The sequence below is a fragment of the Rhizobium sp. Root149 genome, assembly GCF_001427345.1.
GTDB lineage: Bacteria > Pseudomonadota > Alphaproteobacteria > Rhizobiales > Rhizobiaceae > Neorhizobium > Neorhizobium rhizoryzae.
Window position 1 is genome coordinate 335,002 of the sequence record NZ_LMGD01000022.1, and the last position, 23,158, is coordinate 358,159.

Genomic DNA, 23,158 nt, shown 5'->3' on the forward strand with positions numbered 1-23,158 from the left:
GGATATAATGAAAGAAATTCAGCGCCTTCTGGACAGCGATCCTGCGTCGCCACACATTCCCCTCATGATCGAAATGCAGGACGGAACCATGGCGGATGAACACAATGAGCCTGAAGCGACAAAACTCACAAAGACCAAACAAAAATGGGCGGCGGAAGGCAAATTTCTAACCGGAAAGATAACAAGACCGGAAACCGACCGGCTGCCACCGGGCCAGCACCTGGTGCAGAACTGGCCGGTTCTGGATCTTGGCCAGCAGCCGGTGATTTCTGCCTTGCAATGGCGGCTCGACATCAGGGGCGAAGTGGAAAATCCGCTGACGTTCAACTGGGATAAATTTCAAGCGCTGCCGCAATCGAAGCTCACGACCGACATTCACTGCGTGACCACCTGGTCGCGTTATGACAATGAATGGACCGGCGTAACGACGCGGGAACTGCTGGATCAGGTGCATCCGAAAGCAGAAGCGGATGCCGTGATGCTGACGAGCTATGACGGCTACACGACCAATCTGCTGCTTTCCGACTTTGCCGTGGAAGATGCCATGCTGGTCACGCATTGGCAGGGCGAGCCACTCACCGCCGAACATGGCGGGCCGATGCGCCTCGTTGTTCCGCATCTTTATTTCTGGAAGAGCGCCAAGTGGCTGACCCGCATTGAGTTCACGCGTCAGGACAGACCGGGCTTCTGGGAAAAGAATGGCTACCACATGCGCGGTGATCCATGGGCCGAAGAGCGCTATTCCGAGGACTGAAAATAGTGCAGGAGCCGCCCCCGCCAAACGGCTCCTGCGGCAGCAATCTCAACTTTCCTTGAAAATAGGATCGTTGACGAAATTGCCGCCCTGATAGACGTGAAGGGCCGCTTTCGGGTCTGGTTTGCCAAGTGCCGCGTCGATTTCCGCGCGATAATGTTCGGCATTGTCCTGCGGCTTCCAGCCCAGATAGCTGGCATGCGAGTTGTCCCACCAGGCTGCATCATTGTTGGAGATGCCCCAGATCACCGGGCACCCCAGCATCGGCGCCCGGAACGTGCATTCGATAAGACGCTTGAAATCCGCATAGGACATCCAGCTGGACAGCATGCGATGATTGCTTGGCTTTTCCATGCAGCTGCCAATGCGAACAAGCGCCGTTTCCTGACCGAATTTCTCGAAATACATCCGCGCCAGCTGTTCGCCGAAACATTTGGAGACACCGTAAAGACCATCCGGCCGCGTTGGTGATGTCGCATCGATCTTATCATCCTGACGGTAGAAGCCGACCGTGTGGTTGGAACTGGCAAACAGGATGCGCGGATGACCGTTGGCGCGCGCCGCCTCATAGAGGTTGAACATGCCGAGCAGGTTGGCATTCAGGATCTTGGAAAACTTGTCTTCAACAGACACGCCGCCCAGATGTACGATCCCGTCGCACCCCTCGACCAGTCTGTGCACGGCATCCGCATCACCCAGATCGCATTGAACGAGTTCCTCGTTCGGTCCGGCCTCACCCAGATTGCTGATATCTGACAGGCGCAGGATATCGGCCACATCGGCAAGACGCGTGCGCATGGCACGCCCCAGCGCGCCGGCGGCACCGGTGATCAACAGTCGTTTCAAGATTTCCTCCATCGGCAGGCAGCGCGCCACAACTCGTAGGCTCGCCGGGTCAACTCATCATACATGTTGGCAGAAGCGCGTCAACACGCTACAGCTATTGCATTGATGTACAGGCTGGCGAGCAGACCATCCGGAGATGCAGGCTTTGAAGGAGATGTCCATGGCAATTGCAGGCAAGAGCGGGACACCGGGCGGTGCTGGCACGCTGGCCTCTCGATTGGGCGACGTTCTGCGACAGTCGATCATGGCAGGGCATTATCCGCCCGGCACCAAGCTGCCGAGCGAAGCACAACTGGGCGAACAACACGGCGTGAGCCGAACTGTGGTGCGCGAGGCAATCGCAGCACTGCGGGCAGACCGCCTCGTGGAGGCGCGTCAGGGCGCTGGCGTTTTTGTGTTGGAACCGCCGGTTGCCAGCAGTCCTGCCCCCATGTCGATCGAAAACATCGACTATGCGCGCGTTTCCTCCGTCATCGAATTTCTGGAACTGCGCACGGCGGTAGAAGTAGAGGCGGCAGGCCTTGCTGCTCTTCGCCGTTCTCCCGCACAGGAAGAGGTTATCTTTGAGCGTCACTATGCGGTGCAGGCCTGTTTCGAGGCGAACAAGCCGACCAGCGAGGCGGACTTCGCGTTGCATCTGGCAATTGCCGAGGCGACCAACAACTCGCGCTTCAGAGATTTTCTTTCCCTGATCGGCAAGAACATCATCCCCCGTGCAGCGCTTCGCAATGAAGAGTCGGAAGCCGATCAGGCAGCCTATATCAAGCTGCTGAACGAAGAGCACAACGCCATCATTTCTGCCATTTCAGCTGGGGATGAGGAGGCAGCTCGCGATGCAATGCGCAGGCATCTGCGCGGCAGCCAGTCTCGCTACCGGACGCTCCTCAGAGAACAAAGGCAATTTGTAAGATAAGTTATTGACACTTGTATGTTGAATCTATACGAAATTGAGCGGAGGAGACTTCTACAAAGGATACACTGATTATGACGCCTCAAGAGATCAAGGCGGCGCTCGGCGCTGGCCTTTTGTCTTTCCCAGTGACGCATTTCGACGGCGAAGGCCAGTTTCAGGCTGAAAGCTATCGCCGCCATATCGAGTGGCTGTCCGGCTTCGAGGCGCCCGTTCTGTTCGCCGCAGGCGGCACTGGAGAATTCTTTTCGCTCTCACCCGATGAAATCCCGGGTATCGTCAAGGCAGCAAAAGAAGCCGCGGGCAAGACTGCAATCGTCTCCGGCTGCGGCTTTGGCAGCCACGTCGGCACTGAGCTGGCAAAATCTGTCGAAAAGGCTGGCGCAGACGGCATTCTGCTTCTGCCGCATTACCTCATCGACGCGCCGCAGGAAGGTCTCTATCAGCACGTCAAGAAAATCTGCCAATCCGTTGGCATCGGCGTCATGGTCTACAACCGCGACAACTCGGTGCTTTCCGTCGACACGTTGAAGCGTCTGTGTGACGAGTGCCCGAACCTTGTCGGCTTCAAGGATGGTACGGGCGATATCGGCCTCGTGCGCCAGATCACGGCGACCATGGGCGATCGTCTCACCTATCTCGGCGGCATGCCGACTGCCGAACTGTTTGCCGAAGCCTATCTCGGCGCTGGTTTCACGACGTATTCCTCTGCCGTCTTCAACTTCGTCCCCGGCCTTGCCGTCGAGTTCTACAAGGCGCTGCGGGCTGGCGAGCGTGAGCACTGCGAGAAGATCCTCCGGGACTTCTTCTACCCGTTCATGGCGATCCGTAATCGCCGCAAGGGCTACGCGGTTGCCGCCATCAAGGCGGGCGTGCGCCTGCAGGGCTTCGATGCTGGCAAGGTTCGTGCGCCGCTCGACGACCTGACCAAGGAAGAAGAAGGCATGCTGCTGGACCTTATCGGTCCCTGGAAGCGTGGCTGATCCAACTGACTGAAGACTGGGCGTTTCATCCGACCTGGTGCGGATGAAACGCTGCAACGGGAAAAACCTATGAAGATTGCCGAAGTTCGCACACATCTGTTGGAGCACAAGCTCGACGTGGCATTCGAGAGCGCATCCATGCGCTTCGACCGCAGGGCACATATTCTGGTGGAGATCGTGTGCGACGACGGCACGACAGGCTGGGGCGAATGCCTTGGACCAGCAAGACCCAATGCGGCCGTGGTTCAAGCCTATGCCAACTGGCTGATCGGCGAAAATCCGCTCGAAACCGAAAAGATCTGGGCTCGTCTCTATAACGCGCTTCGCGATCAGGGTCAGCGCGGCCTTGCTGTCACAGCACTGTCCGGCATCGACATTGCGCTTTGGGATATCAAGGGCAAGCATTTCGGCGTGCCTGTGTCGATCCTGCTCGGCGGGCGCTTCCGCGAAAGCATCAAGGCCTATGCAACCGGCAGCTTCAAGCGTGACGGTGTGGACCGCGTCGAGGACAATGCGACGGATGTTGCCCGCTACTGGAAGGAAGGTTTTCACGCCACCAAGATCAAGATCGGATTCGGCGTCGAGGAAGATCTGCGCGTCGTTCGCGCTGCCCGCGATGCCGTCGGTTCCGAGATGCGCATCATGGTAGACGCAAACCATGGTTACGACGTGGTGGAAGCCGTGCGCTTCGGCCAGGCAGCCGCAGAACTGAACCTCGACTGGTTCGAAGAGCCTGTGGTGCCGGAACAACTGGCCGCTTACCGGGAAGTACGCGCCCGCCAGCCGATTCCCGTTGCCGGTGGTGAAACATGGCATTCGCGCTGGGGCATGCGCGAGCCGGTGGAAACCCGCTGCGTCGACATTCTCCAGCCTGATCTCGCAGGCGTTGGCGGCTTTACCGAAGCAAAGCGCGTAGCCGATCTGGCAGCGCTGCACGGCATTCGCGTCGTGCCGCATGTATGGGGCACAGCCGTGCATATCGCCGCTGCCCTGCAATTCATGGCGGCCATGGTGCCAAGCCCGGTTCGGGTAAACCCGATCGAGCCAATCCTGGAATTCGACCGTACCGACAACCCCTTCCGGCAGGCCATCGTCAATACGCCGATCGAACACGTCAATGGGGTGGTGACAATCCCCAACGGTCCGGGACTTGGCATTGAAATCAATCGCGATGCACTCGCCGAATTCAAGATGAAGGACGCATGATGCTCGTTCGCCCCACCTCCGGCCGCCAACCCGCCATGTCCCTGCCAAAAGGCACGGTCGACACGCAGATGCACATGTATCTGCCGGGTTATCCTGCTCTTCCCGGCGGCCCCGGATTGCCTGCGGGCGACCTGCCGACGCCGGATCAGTACCGCGAATTCATGACATGGCTCGGCATCGACCGCGTCATCATCACCCAAGGCAATGCCCAGCAGCGGGACAATGGCAATACGGTTGCCTGCCTCAAGGCCATGGGCAACGTGGCACGAGGCGTGGCGGCTGTCGCACCGGAAGTTTCCGATGCAGAGCTTGATACACTGGGCGAGGCTGGTGTCGTTGGCCTGCGGATCATGGATCTCCCCGGCGGCGCAACCGATCTTTCTGCATTGGAAGCACTGGATGCCAAAGCCGCCGCACGCGGCTGGATGCTGGCCGTTCAGTTCGATGGAAGCAACATTCTGGACCACGAAACGCGCCTCGTGCGCCTGCGTTCGCGCTGGGTGCTGGATCACCACGGCAAGTTCTTCTGCGGCATCACGCCGGATAGTCCGCATGTCGATGCCGTCAAGAGACTGATCGATACAGGACGCTGCTGGTTCAAGTTTGCCGGGGTCTATGAAAGCTCAAAGACTGGCGGCCCGGATTACGACGACGTGGCAGCCATTGCGCGCCTTGTGGCGTCTTATGCGCCGCAGCGCATCGTCTGGGGCACCAACTGGCCGCACAATCTGGCCAAGGAACAGAAAGATTACCCGGACGACGTGAGCCTGCTCGAAACGGTGCTCGGCTGGCTGCCGAACGAACAGAGCAGGCATCTGGCACTCGTCGAGAACCCGGAAGAACTTTTCAACCTGCCCAAGTGGCAGGTCTAGCAAAGCTACATAAACAGCGGGGTTGGAGGAGACAACCACGCGACAACAGGAGGAAAGCATGAAACTGACCAAGATTCTTGGCCTCGCGATTGGCTTGGCCATGAGCACGGCACTGGCCGCACAGGCGCAGCAGATTACCCTGCGCTCGGCGGACATCCATCCGGATGGTTATCCGACCGTCGATGCGGTGAAATACATGGGCAAGCTCGTTTCCGAGCGCACCAATGGCCGCATCAACATTCAGGTCATGAACAATTCCGTTCTCGGCAGCGAGAAGGATACGATCGAACAGACCCGCTTCGGCGTCATCGACATCAACCGCGTCAATGCGGCACCGTTCAACAACCTCGTCAAGGAAACGGTCGTGCTCGGCATGCCATTCCTGTTCCGCTCGACGGAACACATGCACAAGACGGTGGACGGCCCGATCGGCGAAGAAATCCTGAAGGCCTTCGAACCGCATGGTCTCGTTGGTCTTGCCTATTACGATTCCGGTGCGCGCTCTTTCTACACGACGAAGAAGCCGATCCAGAAGCTTTCCGATCTCAAGGGCCTGAAGATCCGCGTTCAGCAGTCTGACCTCTGGATCGCCATGATGCAGGCCTTCGGCGCCAACCCGACGCCGATGCCGATGGGCGAAGTCTATTCCTCGCTCGAAACCGGCGTGGTCGATGGTGCGGAAAACAACTGGCCATCCTACGAATCAGCCCGTCACTACGAAGTTGCGAAGAACTACACGCTGACGGAACACTCGTTGAACCCCGAAATCCTGGTCATGTCCAAGATCTCCTGGGACAAGTTGAAGCCGGAAGACCAGAAGATCATCAAGGCGGCAGCCAAGGAATCGGTCGCCAAGATGCGTGAGCTCTGGAGCGCGCGCGAAAAAGTCTCCGAAGAGAAGGTTCGTGCCGGTGGCGTGAACGTGATCAAGGTAGACAAGAGCGAGTTCTCCGCTGCCATGAAGCCCGTCTACGACAAGTTCGTGACCGATGCGAAGCTGAAGGATCTCCTGACACGCATTCAGGACGTCAAATAAGTTGACGATTGCAAGCCGGCTCCACAAGGGGCCGGCTTTTTCAATGCGCCTGATCTCACAGTAGCGCAGAAGGAATTCGGGGAAATGAGAAAATTCATGCTGGGCATCCGCCCGTTTTTGGCCGCGTTAAGCCGGCTTTCGCTCTACATCGCCGGGACTGGTATCGTGGTGATGACATTCATAGTCGGCTGGCAGGTCTTTGCGCGTTACGTTCTGAACGATTCTCCCAGTTGGTCGGAACCGCTTTCGCTGCATCTGATGCTCTGGTTCATCATGCTGGGCGCCGCGGTTGGCGTGCGCGAGAGCGTGCATCTTGGCCTCGATATCGTTCGCTACGCCATGCCCCGCTCGATCCAGCGCCTGATGGATCTGGTGAGCCTCGGGCTCGTCGCCTTCTTTGGCGCCGCCATGGTCTACTATGGCGTCCAGCTTTCTGCAGGCACCTGGGGCGCAACCATCCCCGTTCTGGGCTGGCCCGGCGGCGTCGACTTTTTCCCCTTGATCGTGGGTGGCGCAATGATCGCTCTTTTCGGCCTTGAACGCTTTATCGACGTCGCACTCGATCTCGAGCCCGCTGCCGACACTGAAGTCCTGGAGGCGGCATAATGGCCTATACGATCCTCTTCGGGTCCTTCACCCTGCTCATGCTGATCGGCATGCCCATCGCCTTCTGCCTGGGTATCGCCTCACTCGCCACCATTCTCTATATTGGGCTGCCTCCCATCGTCATCTTCCAGCAGATGAACTCTGGCATGAACGTCTTCGCAATGATGGCGATCCCGTTCTTCATTTTCGCCGGAGACCTGATGGTGCGCGGCGGAATTGCCACGCGTCTCATCCGCTTCGCTGCCGGCATTGTCGGCCACCTGCGCGGCGGCCTGGGGCAGGTGAACGTCGTCGCATCAACCTTGTTCGGCGGTATCTCCGGCTCTGCCGTGGCGGATGCGTCGGCTGTCGGTGGTTTGATGATCCCGCAAATGGCCGCACGCGGCTACGACCGTGGCTATGCCGTGAACGTGACCGCAAATGCCGCGATCATCGCCCTGATGATTCCACCATCGCATAACATGATCCTTTACTCGATTGCCGCTGGCGGCAATGTATCGGTGGCGGATCTTTTCACGGCAGGCATCATTCCCGGCCTTCTTTTGGCCGCCGCCCTGATGTTTACGGCATGGTTCGTGGCCAAGCAGCGCGGCTACCCCTCCGAACCCTTCCCCGGCTTTGCGAAGGTTCTTTATTTCTTCGTATCGTCGGCACCGGGCATCCTGTTGATCGCCATCATCTTCGGCGGCGTTCGTTCCGGTGTTTTCACGGCAACGGAAAGCTCGTGCATCGCGGTACTCTACGCACTGCTTGTGGCCATGTTCGTGTATCGCGAACTCGACTGGCACGGTTTCGTCGAGGCGGTCATGGGTGCGGTTCGCACCACGGCCATGGTACTCCTCGTCATCGGCACCGCCGCTTCCTTCGCCTGGCTGATGGCTTTCCTTCAGGTGCAGGGCCTGATGATCAGCGCGATTTCGGCGATCTCGGACAATCCTATTATTGTCCTGCTGGTCATCAACATCATCCTGCTGGTTCTCGGCACCTTCATGGATATGGCGCCTCTCGTTATCATCTCGACGCCCGTTCTGCTGCCTGTCGTGAAGGCTTTCGGGATCGACCCGGTGCATTTCGGCGTCATCATGATCCTGAACGCCGGTATCGGCCTCAATACTCCACCAGTTGGCACTGTGCTTTTTGTGTCATGCGCGGTCGGCAAGATTACTATTCGCGAAGCCATGCGCACTATCTGGCCCTTCTTCGGTGCCAGCGTTTTCGTGCTTTTGCTCGTGACCTACGTGCCCGCACTTTCACTGTGGCTGCCCAGCCTGTTCCGGTGAAGTGCGACACATCCCCCCATGGGAGCTTGGCCGGCGAAGCGATTCGCCGGTCTTTTTCTTTGCAGAGCTGGTACGGGTACTGCCGCAGGTCCGCCCCAAGATGGTACGGCAGCACCCGACTCTCTCAAGGATAAATGACACCCTTCTTGAGAATGACGTTCGCATAAAGCCGAGGCTCGCTTGTCTGGATGACGGTGTGCGCCGCCTTCACGCGTGGATAGAAGTCCGGGCCGAGCAAGGGGACGACAGACTGCTTGGGTTCATGCCGCCCGCAGCAGGCGATGATCTCCTCATGGACCGCATCGAGTGCATCTCGGTCCCTGCCGACGGTCGAGCGGAAAATAGCCTCGGGAACGAAATCGTCGATCGGCAGCACCGACAGAACCGCATCGAGGACCGGAATCAGGTGATGGCCGTCCAGCCGCACGAGACGCCGCGCATGTTCCAGACCCGGATAATTGCCATCGACAATTGCAAGCTCATCCCCATGCCCCATGGCACGCAGGGTAGAGAGCAGTTCCGGGCTGAGCAGTGGATTGAGACCCTTGAGCATCAGGCAAGTTCCTTGAAAAGTACGTTCTGGTCGATGAGATAGCGGGCGAAGATCGGAAGACTAGCGCCACCAATGGCACGCGCCTGAGCGCCCACAGCCCCCTCCAGAATATCGGGAATAATGACACCCTGCAGGTCGAGCCGGGTCACCGCCTCCCTCGTTGCCTGCACGACACGCTTGCGCACCCATCCGGGAAAACCGCCATCGATGACGGCAGCACCAAAATCGATGACGGAGGCAGATGCGACAATGGCTTGCGCCAGCGCCTCTGCGGTATCGCGAATCCACAGTTCCAGCGGTTCGCCGAAATCCACCCACTCGTCCGCTGAATACCAGAGGGGCTGTGGATCGATGCCGCGCTCGAGGAGCAGTTTCTCGAGGACGAAGATAGAAGCGATATCCAGAAGCTGCCGGTTCTCGCCGTTCTTGCCGCGCACCGGCAGAGGACCAAGCGCGCCTGCTGTGCCCGTTCGACCCGAATAGACCGCTGAATTCAGGACAATGCCACCGCCGATGAAGGAGCCGATGAAGAAATAGACGAAATCGGGATAGGAAGGACCGACACCGAAGACCAGTTCCGCGCCGCAAGCGCTTGTCGCATCGTTCTGAAGGTGAACCGCATGGCGAACGCGGGCAGCAATTTCGGCCTGGAGATCGACACCGCGCCACTCATCCATGGCCCCTGGAGGTGCGCCGACCTCTTCAGCCCAGTTCCAGAGCTCGAAGGGTGCTGCAATGCCGATACCGGCGATGCGTGCCAGGGTATCCCGATCCAGCCGGGCTTCAATGGACTCGATCCCCGACATGATGATCGCAATGATTTCATCAGGCTTCGGATAGGCATAAGTCTGGCGGAACTGGTGGCGGATGCGCCCGATGAAATCCATCAGCACGACATCTGCGCTGCGTCGGCCAATTTTTACGCCAAATGAAAACACCGCATCGGGATTGAGGCGCATGGGAATGGAAGGCTGACCCACCTTGCCGCGCACGGGATCGCCCCGAAGCAGCAGCCCATCATTCTCCAGCGAGCGCATGATAACGGAAACGGTTTGAGCAGAGAGGCCGCTCGCTCTGGTAATGTCCGCCTTGGAAAGCGATCCGTGCAGGCGAACAAGCGACAGAACCAATCTTTCGTTGTGCGCACGAACGCGCACCTGGTTGGAACCGCCCGCAAAGCTGACGGCAGGCGGCAGAACGACGCTATCGCTGGAGTTGTCATGGACAGTCATGGCCACCCCTCCCTTAAGGTACCCAAGCTCCTCAGGCCTCAACCTATCGATCAAGAATTAATAAATCAACTGGATTTATTTATTGACAGTATGAGAAGTTTCGACATTATGAGGGCCACGGGCAGGCGGCTTGGAGGAGGCGTCTGGTGCTTGAAACCGGTCGAGGCCCGAACAAGATCCGCCGCGCGGATACTGAGTTAACCTGGGAGGAAGTTCCATGAAGAAAACCGTTCTGACCGCTGCATTCGCGACACTCGCACTTGGCGTTGCCTTTGCTGCTCCGGCCTCTGCAGCCGGCGTTTCCGCATGCCTCATCACCAAGACCGACACCAATCCCTTCTTCGTCAAGATGAAGGAAGGCGCGACTGCCAAGGCGAAGGAACTGGGCGTAACGCTGAAGTCCTATGCCGGCAAGATCGACGGTGACTCCGAAAGCCAGGTTGCTGCAATCGAAACCTGCATCGCTGACGGCGCAAAGGGTATCCTTCTGACCGCTTCCGACACCAAGGGCATTGTTCCCGCGGTCGAGAAGGCTCGCAAGGCTGGCGTTCTGGTCATCGCACTCGACACGCCTCTGGATCCGATTTCCGCTGCTGACGCGACCTTTGCAACCGACAACCTGTTGGCTGGTGAACTCATCGGCAAATGGGCCGCTGCAACGCTTGGCGACAAGGCAAAGACTGCAAAGATCGCTTTTCTGAACCTGACACCGGCACAGCCGTCCGTTGACGTCATGCGCAACCAGGGCTTCATGAAGGGCTTCGGCATTGATGTCGGCGATATCAACCGCATCGGCGATGAAAAGGATCCGCGGATCGTCGGTCACGACATTACCAATGGTAACGAAGAAGGCGGCCGCACCGCCATGGAAAACCTTCTCCAGAAGGATCCAAGCATCAACGTCGTTCACACGATCAACGAGCCTGCTGCTGCCGGTGCTTACGAAGCGCTGAAGGCCGTCGGCAAGCAGAAGGACGTTCTGATCGTATCCGTCGATGGCGGCTGCCCGGGCGTCAAGAACGTCAAGGAAGGTGTGATCGGCGCAACCTCGCAGCAATACCCGCTGCTGATGGCCTCGAAGGGCATTGAAGCAATTGCCGCCTTCGCAAAGGATGGCACGAAGCCGAAGCCGACCGAAGGCAAGAACTTCTTCGACACCGGTGTTTCGCTGGTCACCGACAAGCCTGCCAAGGGCGTTCCTTCGATCGACACGAAGGAAGGCACTGCGAAGTGCTGGGGCTGATGCTCCATCTGCATTAGACAACAAGATCGAAGGGCGGCTTCGGCCGCCCTTTACCTAAAGAGAACAGGCAGCGAAACCTTGCTGAATACCTTCTCCGATTGAAGAATGAATTTTCCATCGCCGGCGATCTGAGGTTCGTGACCTGCATGCCGGCCCTCGCATCCCGTGATGATGCCCTAGGGAGGAAAACATGAGCGAGCCACAAGCCGCCACGAAGCCGCATCTCGAATACGAAAAAGTGCTGTCAGGCAGTTCGACGCAGGTTGCGCAATTCGATACGCACGACAAAACCGCACTGCAGAAGTTCCAGCATTTCCTTCATGGGAACCCGGCAGCCGTTCCGCTGCTGGTCCTCCTGATGTCGGTCATCATCTTCGGCTCGATACTCGGCACCAAGTTCTTTTCAGCATTTTCCATGACGCTGATCCTCCAGCAGGTGGCCATTACCGGCATCATCGGCGCCGCACAGACGCTGGTGATCCTGACCGCCGGCATCGATCTGTCCGTCGGCGCAATCATGGTGCTGTCTTCCGTCGTAATGGGCCAGTTCGCAATCCATTATGGCGTACCGACACCCCTTGCTATCCTTGCAGGCTTTGCCGTCGGTGCCATCTGCGGCCTGATCAACGGTTTCCTGATCGCTCGCGTCAAGCTGCCGCCCTTCATCGTCACGCTTGGCATGTGGCAGATCGTTCTCGCATCGAATTTTCTCTACTCGGCAAACGAAACCATCCGCTCGCAGGATCTGGCCGCAAACGCGCCTCTTCTCCAGCTGTTTGGTCAAAGCATCCAGGTCGGCGGTGCAGTCTTCACCTACGGCGTCATTGCCATGGTGCTTCTCGTCGGCGCCCTCTGGTATGTTCTGAACTCCACCGCCTGGGGACGTCACCTCTATGCAGTCGGCGATGATCCGGATGCTGCGGAACTTGCAGGCGTCAACGTCAAGAAGATGCTGATCTCGGTCTACACGATCTCCGGCGTCATCTGCGCCTTGGGTGGCTGGGCTCTGATCGGCCGTATCGGTTCGGTTTCTCCGACAGCTGGCCAGTTTGCAAACATTGAATCCATCACGGCCGTGGTTATCGGCGGCCTCTCGCTCTTTGGCGGACGCGGCTCGATCCTCGGAATGCTTTTCGGCGCCTTGATCGTCGGTGTGTTCCAGCTCGGGCTTCGTCTCATCGGCACCGATCCGCAATGGACCTACATGTTGATCGGCCTTCTCATCATCGCAGCCGTCGCAATCGACCAGTGGATCAGAAAGGTAGCAGGCTAATGGCACAGGAGCCCATTCTCTCGGCACGCGGACTGGTCAAGCGCTATGGCAAGGTGACCGCCCTCGACAATGCGGATTTCGACCTCTATCCGGGCGAAATCCTGGCGGTTATCGGCGATAACGGCGCAGGCAAGTCCTCTCTCATCAAGGCGATCTCCGGTGCCATCAATCCCGATGAAGGCGAGATCAAACTGGAGGGGAAGACCGTCAGCTTCCGCTCTCCGATAGAGGCGCGCAAGGCGGGTATCGAAACGGTGTACCAGAACCTTGCTCTGTCTCCGGCGCTGTCGATCGCTGACAACATGTTCCTCGGCCGCGAAATTCGAAAGTCCGGCGTCATGGGTAGCGTTTTCCGCAAGCTCGATCGTCCGGCTATGGAAAAGTTTGCCCGTGACAAGCTTTCGGAACTCGGCCTGATGACCATCCAGAACATAAACCAGGCGGTGGAAACACTGTCCGGGGGCCAGCGTCAGGGCGTAGCCGTTGCCCGTGCTGCAGCCTTCGGGTCGAAGGTCATCATTCTGGATGAGCCAACGGCAGCACTGGGCGTCAAGGAAAGCCGCCGCGTGCTTGAACTCATTCTGGATGTCCGCTCGCGCGGTATTCCGATCGTACTCATCAGCCACAACATGCCGCACGTCTTCGAAGTTGCCGACCGCATCCATATCCACCGGCTCGGCAAGCGCCTTACGGTTATCAATCCGAAGGACTACTCCATGTCCGACGCGGTCGCATTCATGACCGGTGCAAAAGCTCCGGAACCGCTGGCAGCCTAAAATCTCCTGACGCCAGTTATCTGGGCCGTGCCTTGACCCCAAGCACGGCCCTTCTTTGTTTGAGATGATATTTCGGCAACACCTCTGACAAATTGTCTGAAAATTAAGCCACCTGTCAGACGTGCCGTCCTTTTGCCAATTTTAGCATTTTTCAATCTGTGGCTTCCGGTATAGGAAGAATCGGTCTCTAATGGTGTATCTCCATGAGAATACCTGGTTCTGACCTTCTCATCCTTTGAATGCTCCTCCGGTGACAACGCCGGCGGAACCATAATCGTTGGAATGCTACTGTGACGACTGTTTCTCCAGGCAGCGGCGTGAGCCCGGCTGCATCGCTTGCGCATGTCAAGGCCGCAGGATGGGGCAAGGGCCTCTCTATTATCACCCGCATCACGGTCATGGCGCTGAGGCATCCCTGGCAGACCACGCTCGCCATTGGCGCCACCTTCGTGGCGTCTGGATTCCAGCTGATGATCCCCCAGTTGCTGGGGCACGCCATCGATCAGGCACAAGGCATTGCCGTTGGCGATTCGAGCAATACGGATGCGCAGGATGCGCTGCTCGTGACGGCCCTCCTCCTTCTCGGCGCGAGCATTCTGCGCGGTCTTTTCACCATGGTGCAGAACTATTTCAGCGAAGCGGTCGGCCACCACATCGGCTACGAGCTACGTCTTGCCTGCTACGAGAAGATCCAGCGGCTCTCCTTCAGCTTTCATGACAGCGTCCATTCGGGAGACCTGATCACCATCGGCCTTCTCGATCTGGAAGGCGTGCGCATGTATTTCTCGACAGCACTGGTGCGCATGATCCTGCTTTCCGTGCTGATTGGCATTGGAGCCTATCTTCTTCTCTCAACAGACTGCATTCTTGGATTGCTGGCATTGAGCTTCGTTCCTTTCGTCGGCTGGCGTTCGTCCATTGCACAGCTTCGGCTTCGCGCCACCTGGCTGGACCTTCAGGAACGCCTGCAGGTGTTAACGCGGGTCATGGAGGAAAATCTCGGCGGCATCCGTGTTGTCCGAGCTTTCGCAGCACAGGATCATGAACTGGCCAAGTTCGATGCGGCTTCCAGAAATGCGCTGGAACTGGCGCATCAGCGCGTCGGCATCCGGGTTGCCAACACCAGCGCCATGAACCTTTCCTTCTTCATTTCCATGGGATTGGTTCTCTGGGTTGGCGGCGGAAAAGTGCTTGCGGGCGAGATCACGGTTGGCACGCTCGCATCCTTTCTGACCTTCATGACGATCCTGCAGATGCCGGTGCGCCAGCTTGGCCTGATGGTGAACGCCTTTGCCCGCGCGTCAACCTGTGGCGCCCGTCTCTTCGGCCTGCTCGACATGGACGTTGCAGTCAAGGACGCGCCACAGGCGACTGACCTCAAAGTTTCAGACGGAACCTTGCGGTTCGAAAACGTTCGCTTCGCCTATCCTTCCGCTCCCGAAAACCCGACCTTGAATGGCATCAGTTTCGAGGCGAAACGCGGCGAAACCATTGGTATCGTCGGTCCCCCGGGCAGCGGCAAATCTACCATCGCCCACCTGATCCCGCGTTTCTATGACGTTGATGCCGGTAGCATCACCATCGACGGACAGAATATCAAGGACGTCTCGTTGAAGTCGCTTCGCCGTTCGGTGGTTGTCGTACAACAGGACAGCTTCCTGTTCACCACCACGATCGAGAACAACATTGCCTATGGCGACCCCTGGGCCAATGAAAATCGGATTGCCAAGGCAAGTGAAAGCGCACAGTTGCACAATTATGTGCTGGGCCTGCCCTCAAGCTATGGCACGGTCGTGGGCGAACGCGGTGTCTCCTTGTCTGGCGGCCAGCGGCAACGTCTCTCCATCGCTCGCGCCCTGATGCTGAAGCCTGCCGTGATGGTGTTCGACGATTCAACCGCTGCCATAGACGCAGCGACCGAGCAACGCATTCGAAGCGCCATGCGCCGCTATGCCAGCGATCGGGTCACCATTGTCGTGGCACATCGCCTGAGTTCCCTGATGGATGCGGACAAGATCCTGTTCGTGGAAGAGGGCCGCATCGTCGAGCAGGGAACCCATGAGGAACTGCTGGCACAGAATGGACGCTACCGCGCGCTGTACGATTTGCAGATCCGTCCTGACGATGACGCACTGACCGGTTGAGGAGGACGAGATGGCAGAGGAACTGGAAACAGAGCGCCCAGACATTCGCGATGACGGACGCCGCCCGCCCCGCGCGGTCGTTGGTTCTCACCGGATCGAAGAGGAGATCTTCGGCAAGGTCTTCGACAAGAACATCATAAGCCGCATCTGGGCTTTCGTGGAGCCATACCAGCGAAAGGTATGGCTCGCCGTCGCTGCGGTTCTCACCTTCACCGCCATGCAGTTGATCATCCCGCTGATCATTCGCTACGCAATCGATCACGGCATGCAGCCCGGCACTGAGGGGAATGTGCTGCTCTATGCACTCGCTGCCTTTGTGATCGCCATCCTCATCAATTATGCCGCCTCCTATGCGCAGGAAACGCTGGTCGGCAATGTCGCGGAAGACGTGCTTTTCGATATTCGCCGCGCCATGTTCACCCACCTTCAGCGGGTGTCTCTGTCCTTCATGGACAAGACAGAAGTTGGACGGCTGATGTCACGCCTGCAGGGAGATGTGAACTCCATGCAGGAGTTCCTGGAAACCTCCGTGCTCTCGGTCGGCGACATTACCCTCCTGATCGGCATCGTCGTGGTCATGCTCTACCTCGACTTCGGTCTTGGAATGTTGACCCTCTCGGCACTGCCAGTGCTGTTCGTCGTTCGCCTGTTCTGGCTGCCGAAGGCACGCCTCTCCTTCATGGCAGCGCATGAGACGAACTCTATTGCCAGCGGCGCCCTGGCGGAAGCCATTCACGGTGTTCGCGCCGTGCAGGGCATGGATCGCCAGAGCGTGAACTTCACGCTGTTCGACGACAAGGCAAAGGCAAACCTGCGTACCCACCTGCATGCAGCACGGCTGGCGCAGGTCATGGTGCCGATTGTCGATACGCTGACCGGTATCGCCATGGCGCTGGTCATTGTCGTGGGCGGCGCACGCGTGCTCAACCAGGCGCTCGATGTGGGCGTCATGGTTGCCTTCCTCTTCTACATCCAGCGCTTCTTCGACCCCATTCGTTCGCTGACGCTGCAATATTCCGTTATGCAGCGCGCCATGGCGTCCGGTCAGCGCCTGACGGATGTTCTGGATGTACCAGTCGACATTCGGGATAAGCCAGATGCCAGAATTCTTTCGCCGGATATGGATGGATCGGTCGAATTCCGCGATGTGGTTTTCGGTTACAACCCGAAGCACCCGGTGCTCAAGAATGTCAGCTTCCGCGTCAACCCGGGCGAAACGGTTGCACTGGTCGGACCAACCGGCTCCGGCAAATCCAGCTGCATGTCGCTGATCCACCGCTTCTACGATGTTCAGCAAGGTTGCGTGCTCGTGGGCGGTCACGACGTAAGAGATCTGACCCAGGACTCGCTCGGTCGTCAGATTGCCATGGTGCTTCAGGAGCCGTTTCTGTTCACCGGCTCCGTGCTGGAAAACATCCGCTATCACAAGACGGATGCCACTCGGGAGCAGGTAATTGAGGCGGCTACGGCTGTCGGCGCCCATGATTTCATCATGCGGATGCCGGATGGCTATGACAGCCTGCTTGGCCAACGCGGCGGAAATCTGTCACTCGGTCAGCGGCAGCTCATCAGCTTTGCCCGCGCGCTGGTCGCGGACGCGAAGATCCTCGTGCTCGATGAGGCCACCGCCAATATCGACAGCTATACCGAGATGCTGATCCAGAAGGCGCTGGTCAAGCTTCTGGAAGGCCGCACAGGACTGGTGATTGCCCACCGTCTGGCTACCATTCGCGAGGCAGACCGCATCATCGTTCTGCAAAACGGCGAACTGATCGAGAGCGGCAACCACGCCGAACTGATGCGCAATGAGAAGCTCTATTCGAAGCTCTATAATCTCAATTACGCTTCCTTCGACGATATTCCCGATGACGTCATCGACAAGGGCGCGGCCCCTGCATTGACCTAAACGGAACCTCGGCAAGACCTCTCCGTTTCCAATTCAAACGGAGAGCATCGATGACCGAAGACAAGAGGGCACAGACCGCCGTAGAACAGGCGAAACCCGAAACAAAATCCGCCAATGGGGAACCTGCCGCAGGACCCCATGCGCAGGAGCATCTGACCGATCACGAAAAGACACCGGGAACCGGTTCTCTTCCAGACAAGAGGTCTGGCGATATCGATGCGGGTTCCGAGTAGACCTCCCGCGGCTTATTGACGGCTTGCAGTTGGTCCCACTTGCCGCTACCCCTCAGGGAGAATTAGCAGGCAAGGGCAACGGATGAGCGGCGAAACCATCACCCTTTACGAAGCGATCGGCGGCGATGACACTGTTCGCAGGCTCACACGTCGATTCTATCAACTCATGGACGAGTTGCCGGAAGCTGCAAGATGTCGGGCAATTCACCCCGCTGACCTTTCGGGGAGCGAAGCCAAGCTCTACGATTATCTCACCGGCTATCTGGGTGGTCCTCCCGTCTATGTGGAAAAATACGGCCATCCCCGGTTAAGGGCCCGACACTTTGGAGCCCCCATTGGCACCGCAGAACGGGACGAATGGTTACTGTGTTTCTCCCGGGCCATGGAAGAGACGATCGAAAATCCCAAACTGCGCGAGATCATCTGGGCTCCGATCGAGCGTCTGGCGCACCACATGCAAAACCGCGAAGAGGATCAGGCGTAATGCTGGCGAGAACGCGTCCTCTCATTCTGATGCTTTCCGGCTTTCTGGGCGCTTCCGGTGTCATGCTTGCCGCCGCGGCAAGTCATGGTGAAGATGCACGCCTGCTCGGCTCTGCCTCCGCCATGTGCCTTGCCCATGCGCCCGTTCTTCTTGGGCTTTGGATTGCCGGAGCGCGGCTCAAGACCGCGCACCCCTCAGCTCTTGTCCTGGCGATTGGAACCATGCTCTTTGCTGGCGATCTGCTATCTCGCCATTTCGGCCATGGCGCCTTGTTTCCTATGGCGGCGCCAATGGGTGGCCTCGGCATGATCGCTGGTTGGCTTCTCATTGCCATTGGCGCCTTTTACGAGGAAACGAGCTGAGAATTTCGCTAATTAGCAAATTATCTTTTGAATACAGAAGTTTACCAGAAATCCCTGCACACCTAACTACGGCGAACGCTCCATCCAGGTAATCTGGTCTCGCATCTGCATTTTGATGCGTTTTAACTCCATGATGCGAAGTGGATCTGGTTGGGGCATTTTCGTTTCCAGCTCAATTTTGCGCTCTATAAGCGAATAGCGATTCTTCAGGGCTTTCAACAGCGGCGTCATCGTTACCTCCAATGACGCGCAGCATCACAAAATTGAGACGATAGTTCCAATTCATTGACACAATGACTTTGATAGACAACATCTATCATATGCCATTCAGACCGACACACCGCCAGTTGGAGTATCTCGTAGCGTTAGACGCTACCCGTCACTTTGGTCGCGCCGCCGAGCGTTGCCATGTCTCCCAACCCACGCTGTCCGTACAGCTTGCGCTCCTGGAAAAACAACTGGATGTGAGCCTTATCGAACGCACTCCGGGAGCGATTACCCTTTCCCCCGTCGGGCATCAGATTGCCGCCGCAGCGCGCACCATTCTATCCACGCTGGACGAGATCGTAGCCATCGCGACCTCGGGACGCGATAATCTGGGTGGTCTCATCCGCCTCGGTGTCGTGCCAACCTTCGGACCCTATCTTCTACCTTCGGTATTGCCTCAGTTGCATGAAGCATACCCAACGCTTCGGCTGCATGTCCGGGAAGATCGTCCCGCATTTTTGGAAGATCAGGTCCTGAATGGAGCCATTGATTGCGCCCTTGGTCAGAAGCCGCAGAATGAGGACATCTTTGCTTTCGAACAGATTTGCGTGGAGCGGATTTTCCTGGGCGTGTCATCAAGGCACCGGCTGGCAGACAGAAAAACGGTCGCGTTGAAGGATCTGAAGAGCGAAACGCTCCTCACACTCGGCAAGGGCCACCGACTTCTGGAGAATGTGCGTGAACTGGCAACCGTATCCGGGGCCATCATGGCGGAAGATTACGAGGGAACCAGCCTCGATACATTGCGGCAGATGGTATCCATCGAGATGGGCCTGTCACTGTTTCCAGAATTGTACGCCCTGTCTGAAATGATCAGGGAGCCAAGCATTGTCCTGAAGGAGATTTCGGATTGGCCGGCCCATCGGGAAATCGGCTTCTTCTGGCGAAGAACAAGCGCGAGATCCGCACATTTCCAAACGCTTGCCGGTCGTACGCGTGAGGTCGCCCAGCAAAAGCTCCGCCAATAGACGGGCGATCACGATACAGCAGGAGGCTACACTTTTGATGAATTGCGGCGGCTCGAACTTCTCTTCATGATCCCCCCAAGATGAGGAACATGAAGCATGCATGATTTGGTGGGACAGCCGGTCCGCTTTCAAGCCACCGACAGCTACTCGCTCGGCGGCTTCGTCTGGCATTCTGGAGACGCCGAAAACAGACCGTTTGTGCTCATAACCTGCGCCACGTCCGTGCGCTGCCGTTACTATGCGCGCTTTGCGCAATATTTGTTCGAGCATGGCTACAACGTTCTGACTTATGACTATCGAGGTATCGGCGAATCGCGCCCTCCATCCTTGAAAGATTGCGATGCCGATTGGGCTGACTGGGGCGAGAAGGATCTCGAAGGCGCTCTTCGGTACATTAGCCAGCTTTCACCCAACGCCGGGATCCACGCTGTCGCCCATTCCATTGGTGGCTTCGCACTTGGGCTCGCGCCATCAAATCATCTGGTTGAGAGGGCACTTATGGTCGGCGCCCAGTTCGCCCATTACCGCGACTATGCGGACGAGAAAAAATGGGCAATGCTCTGGCGCTGGCATGTCGTAATGCCCCTGCTGACGAGGCTTTATGGCTATTTTCCCGCGAAAAAACTGGGTTGGATGGAGGATACGCCGGCCGGCGTCGCTCTCGACTGGAGCAGGATGGGACCGGCATTCGAGCACTCTCTTAGACGCAAACCACGCAACCGCACTGAAGCGGCTGCGGTGGATCTGAAACGAAACATGCGCGGCCTTTCAGCGCCGATTCTCGCCATAGCCACCACTGATGATCCGTTCGCCACCGTTGCTGCCACCAAGCGGCTGTTGGAATACTACGATAATTCGAAGCGGTACTATCTTCGGCTAAGGCCATCGACCGTTGGTGAAAATGCAATCGGACACTTCGCTTTCTTCCACGAACGCTATCGCGACAAGCTCTGGCCTCTAGCCCTGCAATGGCTGCAGAGTGGCGAACTCCCCTCGCTGGTAAAAGATGATCTCTACAGCGTGCATGAGCCTGTGACTTCCTCACCATAGCGCTTCGCCAGCGAGCCAAAAAAGGACATGCGAAAGTCGCTTGAATGAAATCGTATGAAATTGTATGGAAGTGACGACATCGAAGAAGTTGGCCCTATGACCGTCAAAGCATCAACGGAAAGCGTTACACAGCGCGTGGAGAGACAGCTCCGAAGCGATATTCTCACACTCGCCCTTCCACCCGGTTCTCGCCTTTCCGAGCAAGACATCGGTGAGCGATACGGCTCCTCGCGACAGCCGGGTCGGGAAGCATTGATTGCGCTTTCGAAGAGCCGGCTGGTGGAAATACTGCCCCAGCGAGGCGCGGTCATTGCAAAGATTTCCATCGCAAAGCTGATGCAGGCCGCCTTTGTGCGCGAGGCGATCGAGACGGCTGTCATCCGATCGGCCTGCAGTTCATTCCATTTCCACGCGCGCACACGCCTGGAAGATTGCCTCAAGGCACAGGAACGCGCAGTGGAGAGTAGCGATCGCGCCGAATTTCGCCGCTACGATGATCTCTTCCATCGCACGCTTGCAGATGGCGCGGGATTGATGATGGCCTGGACGGTGGTGGAAGACCTGAAGGCCCATATCGATCGCGCCTGCTGCCTTTCCCTGGGCAAGGGTGATGCGCTGCGGAAGCTTCTTGCAGAGCATAAGGCAATTGTCGCCGCCCTTGATGCACGCGACAGCCACGCAGCCGAAGCTGCAATGAAAAGTCATCTGTCCGAATTGCTACAAGACCTGCCGACTTTGGAAGCGGCTCATCCGGACATTTTTGAATAAAAGGGAGTGATACCTATGACAACCACGATCGAGACACGGCATGCCGTCCATTATTCGCAGTCAGAGCGCATGACGAGTGCGGAACTGCGTGAAAACTTCATGATTGAACGCCTGTTCGTCGCCGGTGAGATACACGCAGCCTACACGCACTACGATCGCATGTTGATTGCAGGCATCATGCCTGCATCAGGCCCCATCCAGATCGGCCCGGAACTGGCAAAAGTCGTCGGCACAGACTTCCTGCTTGAGCGTCGCGAGCTGGGCCTGATCAACATTGGCGGCAAAGGCAAGGTAACCGCAGATGGTACTGTCTACGATGTAGACTTTCAGGATGGTCTCTATCTTGGAATGGGCATCAAGGACATTTCCTTCGAAAGCGCGGATCCTGCAGCACCCGCGAAGTTCTACATCAATAGCGCACCTGCTCACGCAAACTTCCCATCCCGCGTCATTTCCAAGGCAGATGCGATTGAAAACAATCTCGGCGATCAGCTGACCTGCAACAAGCGCAAGCTCTATCAGTATATTCACCCCAAGGTGCTGCCGACCTGCCAGTTGCTGATGGGCCTGACGCGCCTGGAGCCAGGGAGCGTCTGGAACACGATGCCAGCCCACCTGCATGATCGGCGTATGGAAGCCTATGTGTATTTCGAAATCCCGGAGGAAGCGTTCGTCGTGCATCTGATGGGTCGCCCTCAGGCAACCAACCATCTGATCATCCGCAACGAACAGGCCGTCGTTTCTCCTCCGTGGTCGATTCATTGTGGTTCGGGTACCGGCTCCTACGCATTCATCTGGAGCATGGCCGGTGACAACCAATCCTTCACCGATATGGACTTCGTGCCGATGAAGGAGCTCAAGTAAGATGAATCTGTTCGATCTGACTGGAAAGCGCGCCCTGGTAACCGGAGCGCGAACAGGATTGGGCCAAGGCTTGGCATTGGCACTTGCCAATGCTGGTGCCGACATCATAGCGCTGGGCTCTCGTTCCATGAGTGAGACAGCCCGGAAGATTGCGGATACAGGCCGCAATTTCGAGGAAGTCATCTATGATCTTACCGATCCAGGCGGCCTCCCCGACATCGTCAGCAAACTGACTGAAACCGCCAACATCGATATCTTGGTGAACAATGCGGGACAGATCCGTCGCGCGGATTTCACTGATTTTTCGGAGCAGGACTGGGACGACATTATGAATATCAACCTGAAGAGCACCTTCATGCTCTCACAGGCTGTCGTCAAGCATATGGTAAACAAGGGGATCACAGGCAGAATCATCAACATTGCCTCGCTCCTGTCATTCCAGGGCGGCATCCGCGTTGCGTCCTATACATCGAGCAAGCACGCGGTTGCCGGTCTGACCAAACTCATGGCCAACGAGCTTGCGGCCAAGGGGATCACGGTCA

The 23,158-nt window shown here is 57.7% G+C and carries 25 protein-coding genes; 21 read left to right on the forward strand and 4 right to left on the reverse strand.

Annotated elements, in window-relative coordinates; translation table 11 throughout:
• The first annotated feature begins 88 nt into the window (after positions 1-88).
• Positions 89-754: a sulfite oxidase-like oxidoreductase gene (locus tag ASD54_RS19785; RefSeq protein WP_062556317.1), complete on the forward strand. Its 666-nt coding sequence runs from the start codon at positions 89-91 to the stop codon at positions 752-754.
• Positions 755-802: 48 nt separating this feature from the next.
• Here ASD54_RS19785 and ASD54_RS19790 read toward each other — a convergent pair whose 3' ends face one another.
• Positions 803-1,600 carry an NAD(P)-dependent oxidoreductase gene (locus tag ASD54_RS19790; protein WP_062556318.1) on the reverse strand — a complete coding sequence of 266 codons (798 nt, stop codon included), beginning with the start codon at positions 1,598-1,600 and terminating at the stop codon, positions 803-805.
• 160 nt (positions 1,601-1,760) lie between these two features.
• On the opposite strand from ASD54_RS19790, the gene ASD54_RS19795 reads away from it, so the two are divergent.
• The 7 genes from ASD54_RS19795 (at position 1,761) to ASD54_RS19825 (ending at position 8,493) form a co-directional block, all read left to right on the forward strand.
• Positions 1,761-2,513, forward strand: coding sequence for a FadR/GntR family transcriptional regulator (locus ASD54_RS19795; RefSeq protein ID WP_062556319.1), 753 nt, complete (start codon positions 1,761-1,763; stop codon positions 2,511-2,513).
• Positions 2,514-2,584: 71 nt separating this feature from the next.
• Positions 2,585-3,493: a 5-dehydro-4-deoxyglucarate dehydratase gene (gene kdgD / locus ASD54_RS19800; protein ID WP_062556255.1), complete on the forward strand. Its 909-nt coding sequence runs from the start codon at positions 2,585-2,587 to the stop codon at positions 3,491-3,493.
• Positions 3,494-3,562: 69 nt separating this feature from the next.
• Positions 3,563-4,699 (forward strand): mandelate racemase/muconate lactonizing enzyme family protein, encoded by a 1,137-nt coding sequence (locus ASD54_RS19805; RefSeq protein ID WP_062556256.1) that lies wholly within the window; start codon positions 3,563-3,565, stop codon positions 4,697-4,699.
• On the forward strand, positions 4,696-5,571 hold the full coding sequence (locus tag ASD54_RS19810; RefSeq protein ID WP_156379302.1) for an amidohydrolase family protein: 876 nt from the start codon (positions 4,696-4,698) through the stop codon (positions 5,569-5,571). Before ASD54_RS19805 ends, ASD54_RS19810 begins: the two co-directional genes overlap by 4 nt.
• Positions 5,572-5,629: 58 nt before the next feature.
• Positions 5,630-6,607 carry a TRAP transporter substrate-binding protein gene (locus tag ASD54_RS19815; RefSeq protein WP_062556257.1) on the forward strand — a complete coding sequence of 326 codons (978 nt, stop codon included), beginning with the start codon at positions 5,630-5,632 and terminating at the stop codon, positions 6,605-6,607.
• An 84-nt stretch (positions 6,608-6,691) separates the two neighbouring features.
• Entirely contained in the window at positions 6,692-7,213 is a 522-nt protein-coding gene (locus ASD54_RS19820; protein ID WP_062556258.1) for a TRAP transporter small permease, read from the forward strand.
• Positions 7,213-8,493: a TRAP transporter large permease gene (locus ASD54_RS19825; protein ID WP_062556259.1), complete on the forward strand. Its 1,281-nt coding sequence runs from the start codon at positions 7,213-7,215 to the stop codon at positions 8,491-8,493. Before ASD54_RS19820 ends, ASD54_RS19825 begins: the two co-directional genes overlap by 1 nt.
• Before the next feature lie 124 nt (positions 8,494-8,617).
• Here the strand turns inward: ASD54_RS19825 and ASD54_RS19830 are convergent, their stop codons facing one another.
• Together ASD54_RS19830 and ASD54_RS19835 are read right to left on the reverse strand one after the other, a co-directional pair.
• Complete coding sequence (locus ASD54_RS19830) at positions 8,618-9,046, reverse strand: RbsD/FucU domain-containing protein (RefSeq protein WP_062556260.1); 429 nt, start codon at positions 9,044-9,046, stop codon at positions 8,618-8,620.
• The gene (locus ASD54_RS19835) at positions 9,046-10,278 is read right to left on the reverse strand and encodes an ROK family transcriptional regulator (protein ID WP_062556261.1); all 1,233 of its coding nucleotides are present in this window, start codon (positions 10,276-10,278) and stop codon (positions 9,046-9,048) included. The genes ASD54_RS19830 and ASD54_RS19835 overlap by 1 nt, the downstream gene beginning before the upstream one ends.
• A gap of 217 nt (positions 10,279-10,495) precedes the next feature.
• On the opposite strand from ASD54_RS19835, the gene ASD54_RS19840 reads away from it, so the two are divergent.
• The 8 genes from ASD54_RS19840 to ASD54_RS19875 all read left to right on the forward strand — a co-directional run bounded on the left by ASD54_RS19840 (position 10,496) and on the right by ASD54_RS19875 (position 18,699).
• Positions 10,496-11,521, forward strand: a complete 1,026-nt coding sequence (locus tag ASD54_RS19840) for a sugar ABC transporter substrate-binding protein (RefSeq protein WP_062556262.1) — start codon at positions 10,496-10,498, stop codon at positions 11,519-11,521.
• 190 nt (positions 11,522-11,711) lie between these two features.
• Positions 11,712-12,794, forward strand: a complete 1,083-nt coding sequence (locus ASD54_RS19845; protein WP_062556263.1) for an ABC transporter permease — start codon at positions 11,712-11,714, stop codon at positions 12,792-12,794.
• On the forward strand, positions 12,794-13,570 hold the full coding sequence (locus tag ASD54_RS19850; protein ID WP_062556264.1) for an ATP-binding cassette domain-containing protein: 777 nt from the start codon (positions 12,794-12,796) through the stop codon (positions 13,568-13,570). Before ASD54_RS19845 ends, ASD54_RS19850 begins: the two co-directional genes overlap by 1 nt.
• A gap of 290 nt (positions 13,571-13,860) precedes the next feature.
• Entirely contained in the window at positions 13,861-15,714 is a 1,854-nt protein-coding gene (locus tag ASD54_RS19855; protein WP_200958472.1) for an ABC transporter ATP-binding protein, read from the forward strand.
• A gap of 10 nt (positions 15,715-15,724) precedes the next feature.
• Positions 15,725-17,620, forward strand: a complete 1,896-nt coding sequence (locus ASD54_RS19860) for an ABC transporter ATP-binding protein (protein ID WP_062556265.1) — start codon at positions 15,725-15,727, stop codon at positions 17,618-17,620.
• A 50-nt stretch (positions 17,621-17,670) separates the two neighbouring features.
• Entirely contained in the window at positions 17,671-17,853 is a 183-nt protein-coding gene (locus ASD54_RS19865) for a hypothetical protein (protein WP_062556266.1), read from the forward strand.
• An 82-nt stretch (positions 17,854-17,935) separates the two neighbouring features.
• Positions 17,936-18,337 (forward strand): group II truncated hemoglobin, encoded by a 402-nt coding sequence (locus ASD54_RS19870; protein WP_062556267.1) that lies wholly within the window; start codon positions 17,936-17,938, stop codon positions 18,335-18,337.
• Positions 18,337-18,699, forward strand: a complete 363-nt coding sequence (locus ASD54_RS19875) for a DUF423 domain-containing protein (RefSeq protein ID WP_062556268.1) — start codon at positions 18,337-18,339, stop codon at positions 18,697-18,699. The genes ASD54_RS19870 and ASD54_RS19875 overlap by 1 nt, the downstream gene beginning before the upstream one ends.
• Before the next feature lie 66 nt (positions 18,700-18,765).
• Here ASD54_RS19875 and ASD54_RS26270 read toward each other — a convergent pair whose 3' ends face one another.
• A complete protein-coding gene (locus tag ASD54_RS26270; protein ID WP_082547289.1) occupies positions 18,766-18,930 on the reverse strand; it encodes a YdcH family protein in 165 nt (54 codons plus the stop codon).
• A gap of 89 nt (positions 18,931-19,019) precedes the next feature.
• On the opposite strand from ASD54_RS26270, the gene ASD54_RS19880 reads away from it, so the two are divergent.
• From ASD54_RS19880 to ASD54_RS19900, 5 genes are all read left to right on the forward strand, one after another.
• Positions 19,020-19,934, forward strand: a complete 915-nt coding sequence (locus ASD54_RS19880; RefSeq protein ID WP_062556322.1) for a hydrogen peroxide-inducible genes activator — start codon at positions 19,020-19,022, stop codon at positions 19,932-19,934.
• Positions 19,935-20,030: 96 nt separating this feature from the next.
• Positions 20,031-20,984, forward strand: coding sequence for an alpha/beta fold hydrolase (locus tag ASD54_RS19885; protein ID WP_062556269.1), 954 nt, complete (start codon positions 20,031-20,033; stop codon positions 20,982-20,984).
• A 96-nt stretch (positions 20,985-21,080) separates the two neighbouring features.
• Positions 21,081-21,752: a GntR family transcriptional regulator gene (locus ASD54_RS19890; RefSeq protein ID WP_082547293.1), complete on the forward strand. Its 672-nt coding sequence runs from the start codon at positions 21,081-21,083 to the stop codon at positions 21,750-21,752.
• A gap of 15 nt (positions 21,753-21,767) precedes the next feature.
• Positions 21,768-22,616 (forward strand): 5-dehydro-4-deoxy-D-glucuronate isomerase, encoded by an 849-nt coding sequence (kduI, locus tag ASD54_RS19895; RefSeq protein WP_062556271.1) that lies wholly within the window; start codon positions 21,768-21,770, stop codon positions 22,614-22,616.
• Position 22,617: 1 nt separating this feature from the next.
• Positions 22,618-23,158, forward strand: a 541-nt coding sequence (locus tag ASD54_RS19900) for an SDR family NAD(P)-dependent oxidoreductase (RefSeq protein ID WP_062556272.1), incomplete at its 3' end; no start/stop codon positions are given.

Coding starts and splice junctions, on each gene's coding strand:
- ASD54_RS19850 (WP_062556264.1), top strand. CDS start 12,794: ATGGCACAGGAGCCCATTCTCTCGGCACGCGGACTGGTCAAGCGCTAT.
- ASD54_RS19875 (WP_062556268.1), top strand. CDS start 18,337: ATGCTGGCGAGAACGCGTCCTCTCATTCTGATGCTTTCCGGCTTTCTG.
- ASD54_RS19825 (WP_062556259.1), top strand. CDS start 7,213: ATGGCCTATACGATCCTCTTCGGGTCCTTCACCCTGCTCATGCTGATC.
- ASD54_RS19840 (WP_062556262.1), top strand. CDS start 10,496: ATGAAGAAAACCGTTCTGACCGCTGCATTCGCGACACTCGCACTTGGC.
- ASD54_RS19810 (WP_156379302.1), top strand. CDS start 4,696: ATGATGCTCGTTCGCCCCACCTCCGGCCGCCAACCCGCCATGTCCCTG.
- ASD54_RS19865 (WP_062556266.1), top strand. CDS start 17,671: ATGACCGAAGACAAGAGGGCACAGACCGCCGTAGAACAGGCGAAACCC.
- ASD54_RS19885 (WP_062556269.1), top strand. CDS start 20,031: ATGCATGATTTGGTGGGACAGCCGGTCCGCTTTCAAGCCACCGACAGC.
- kdgD (WP_062556255.1), top strand. CDS start 2,585: ATGACGCCTCAAGAGATCAAGGCGGCGCTCGGCGCTGGCCTTTTGTCT.
- ASD54_RS26270 (WP_082547289.1), bottom strand. CDS start 18,930: ATGACGCCGCTGTTGAAAGCCCTGAAGAATCGCTATTCGCTTATAGAG.
- ASD54_RS19815 (WP_062556257.1), top strand. CDS start 5,630: ATGAAACTGACCAAGATTCTTGGCCTCGCGATTGGCTTGGCCATGAGC.
- ASD54_RS19860 (WP_062556265.1), top strand. CDS start 15,725: ATGGCAGAGGAACTGGAAACAGAGCGCCCAGACATTCGCGATGACGGA.
- ASD54_RS19795 (WP_062556319.1), top strand. CDS start 1,761: ATGGCAATTGCAGGCAAGAGCGGGACACCGGGCGGTGCTGGCACGCTG.
- ASD54_RS19835 (WP_062556261.1), bottom strand. CDS start 10,278: ATGACTGTCCATGACAACTCCAGCGATAGCGTCGTTCTGCCGCCTGCC.
- ASD54_RS19880 (WP_062556322.1), top strand. CDS start 19,020: ATGCCATTCAGACCGACACACCGCCAGTTGGAGTATCTCGTAGCGTTA.
- ASD54_RS19845 (WP_062556263.1), top strand. CDS start 11,712: ATGAGCGAGCCACAAGCCGCCACGAAGCCGCATCTCGAATACGAAAAA.
- ASD54_RS19805 (WP_062556256.1), top strand. CDS start 3,563: ATGAAGATTGCCGAAGTTCGCACACATCTGTTGGAGCACAAGCTCGAC.
- ASD54_RS19830 (WP_062556260.1), bottom strand. CDS start 9,046: ATGCTCAAGGGTCTCAATCCACTGCTCAGCCCGGAACTGCTCTCTACC.
- ASD54_RS19785 (WP_062556317.1), top strand. CDS start 89: ATGGCGGATGAACACAATGAGCCTGAAGCGACAAAACTCACAAAGACC.
- ASD54_RS19820 (WP_062556258.1), top strand. CDS start 6,692: ATGAGAAAATTCATGCTGGGCATCCGCCCGTTTTTGGCCGCGTTAAGC.
- kduI (WP_062556271.1), top strand. CDS start 21,768: ATGACAACCACGATCGAGACACGGCATGCCGTCCATTATTCGCAGTCA.
- ASD54_RS19890 (WP_082547293.1), top strand. CDS start 21,081: ATGACCGTCAAAGCATCAACGGAAAGCGTTACACAGCGCGTGGAGAGA.
- ASD54_RS19870 (WP_062556267.1), top strand. CDS start 17,936: ATGAGCGGCGAAACCATCACCCTTTACGAAGCGATCGGCGGCGATGAC.